At 63.6% G+C, this 2,458-nt stretch carries 5 protein-coding genes; all 5 read right to left on the bottom strand.

Annotated elements, in window-relative coordinates; genetic code table 11:
* On the bottom strand, nt 1–707 hold a 707-nt coding region (locus tag AC1DYI_RS32730; protein ID WP_477208282.1), incomplete at its 3' end, for a DnaB-like helicase N-terminal domain-containing protein.
* Between the two features lie 146 nt (nt 708–853).
* Nucleotides 854–1,306, bottom strand: a complete 453-nt coding sequence (rplI, locus tag AC1DYI_RS32725) for a 50S ribosomal protein L9 (protein ID WP_477208281.1) — start codon at nt 1,304–1,306, stop codon at nt 854–856.
* Between the two features lie 12 nt (nt 1,307–1,318).
* Entirely contained in the window at nt 1,319–1,603 is a 285-nt protein-coding gene (gene rpsR / locus AC1DYI_RS32720) for a 30S ribosomal protein S18 (protein WP_329717109.1), read from the bottom strand.
* A 50-nt stretch (nt 1,604–1,653) separates the two neighbouring features.
* A complete protein-coding gene (priB, locus tag AC1DYI_RS32715; RefSeq protein WP_477208280.1) occupies nt 1,654–1,938 on the bottom strand; it encodes a primosomal replication protein N in 285 nt (94 codons plus the stop codon).
* A 37-nt stretch (nt 1,939–1,975) separates the two neighbouring features.
* The gene (rpsF, locus tag AC1DYI_RS32710) at nt 1,976–2,338 is read right to left on the bottom strand and encodes a 30S ribosomal protein S6 (RefSeq protein ID WP_329717107.1); all 363 of its coding nucleotides are present in this window, start codon (nt 2,336–2,338) and stop codon (nt 1,976–1,978) included.
* Between the last annotated feature and the right edge of the window lie 120 nt (nt 2,339–2,458).

The raw sequence follows: 2,458 nt of genomic DNA, 5'->3' as shown, positions 1-2,458 counted from the left end.
GTCTTGCCCATCGACGGCCGCGCGGCCAGGATGATCAGGTCGCCGCCTTGAAGGCCTGCGGTCATGCGGTCCATGTCGAAGAAACCGGTGCGCACGCCGGTGACATCTTCGGCACCGTTCTCGGCCAATTCGGTGACGCGGTCGATCAGCTGCACCACCAGCTGGTCCATGCTCTGGAAGCCCTGCTTGGTCCGCTGGCCCTCTTCGCCGATCTTGAAGATCTTGCCTTCGGCCTCGTCCAGGATCTGCGAAACCTGCCGGCCCTGCGGGTTGAAGGCGGCGGTGGCGATCTCGTCGCTGGCAGCGATCAGCTTGCGCAGGATCGCGCGCTCGCGAACGATTTCGGCGTAGCGGCGCAGGTTGGCCGCACTCGGCACGCTTTGCGCCAGCGCGTTCAGATACGCCAGGCCACCGCACTCTTCCGCTTTGCCGAGCGACTGCAACTGCTCGAACACCGTGATCACGTCGGCCGGTTTGGTCGCGTTGATCAGGCCGCCGATCGCACCGAAGATCAGCCGATGCTCGTAGCGGTAGAAGTCGGTCTCGTTGAGCACGTCGGCCGCCCGGTCCCAGGCGCCGTTGTCCAGCAACAGGCCGCCCAGCACGCTTTGTTCGGCTTCGATCGAGTGCGGCGGGACACGCAGCTTGGCGACTTCGTCGTCGCGCGGCGCGGCACGAGGGTCGTGCGATTCGAAGATCGTGGTCATCAGTCGATCATAGGGTCGAGCGGACGCCGTCCCTGTGTACAAGGCTGTGGAGATTGCGGGGACACACGGTGCAAAACATGTGCAGCCCAAAAGCAAAGGGCCGGTTCGAAAACCGGCCCTTTTCGGATCGCGAGGCTAAGCCTGGATCAGTCGGTCTCGCCAACCACCTTGACGGTGATTTCGACGACGACGTCGGTGTGCGCAGCGACGCTGACCGGGAACTCGCCCACGGCCTTCAGCGGGCCATTCGGCAGGCGAACCTGCGACTTGACGACCTGGAAGCCGGCCTTGACCAGCGCTTCGGCGATGTCACCGTTGGTGACCGAGCCGAACAGGCGGCCGTCGACGCCAGCCTTCTGGCTGATCGTGACGGTGTGGCCAGACAGCTTCTCGCCCACGGCGGTGGCAGCGGCCAGCTTGTCGGCAGCGACCTTTTCCAGCTCGGCACGGCGGGCTTCGAATTCCTTGATCGCGGCCTCGGTGGCGCGGCGGGCGCGCTTGGTCGGGATCAGGAAGTTGCGGGCGAAGCCGTCCTTGACTTTGACGATGTCGCCCAGGTTGCCCAGGTTGGCCACTTTGTCCAGCAGGATGATTTGCATGGTGGTGGCTCCTTAGACGCGGTGTTGGTCGCTGTACGGCAGCATGGCCAGGAAGCGCGAGCGCTTGATGGCGGTGGTCAGCTGACGTTGGAAGAAAGCGCGCGTGCCGGTCAGGCGGGCCGGCGTGATCTTGCCGTTTTCGCCGATGAAATCACGCAGCAGGTCGACGTCCTTGTAGTCGATCGACTCGACGCCGGTGACGGTGAAACGGCAGAACTTCTTGCGGCGGAACAGCAGCGATTGCTGGTTGCGCTTGGGACGACGGTCCTTGGAAAATCGGCTCTTCGGTGGGGGCATGATGACCTCTGAAAATGTCTATCCGGTGTTCAAACAGGTACGTGGGCTCGTCAGGCGTCGATCTCGGTCACGTGGAACACGAGGCCTTTGCCGTTGCGCGAGGCTGCCAAGAAACCGGCGAATTGAGCCGGGGTTCCAAGCGCCAGGGCTGTGGCGGGCCGCGTGATCGCCCCGATCGCCACCGCTTTCAGTTGCATCGCAACCTGGCGGGGTTGGCCGTCTTCGCTGACCGTGGACTGGTGCTTGAGCTGCAGGTCCAGGGCCGGCAAACCGGCAGGGGTGTAACGCATCGCGCCTCGCTCGACCACCTCAGCCGCCAGAACCAATCGGTTCATCGCGCAGCCTCGGCAAGCCGTGGCGAGCCAACGGGCTTCAGGTGGTGGACTCCTGGGCGGCCTTGCGGGCCTCTTCCTTCTCGACCGACTTCATCATCACCGACGGGGCCGTTTCGGCCTTGGCGGTGGCGACAGTCAGGTGGCGCAGCACGGCGTCGTTGAAGCGGAAGCCGGTTTCGAGCTCGGCCAGCACTTCCTTCGAGCACTCGATGTTGATGCACAGGTAGTGCGCCTTGGCGAGCTTCTGGATCATGTAGGCCAGCTGACGGCGGCCCCAGTCTTCCACGCGGTGCACCTTGCCACCACCATTGGTGACCAGGGCCTTGTAGCGTTCCAGCATGGCCGGAACCTGTTCGCTTTGATCCGGATGGATCAGCAGAATGATCTCGTAGTGACGCATAAAACTCCTTGTGGATTCCGTGAATGGAAGCCGCCCCGCGCGTCAAGGCAAGTGCGGCAAAGGGAAAGCCCGTGATCATAACACGAAGGCCGGATTTCCCCGGCCTACTGCAACCAACGC

Source organism: Ideonella sp. P3_A4, from assembly GCF_056403075.1.
Note: the sequence above shows the minus strand (reverse complement) of the source record. Positions and strands in the feature narration are given on the sequence as shown.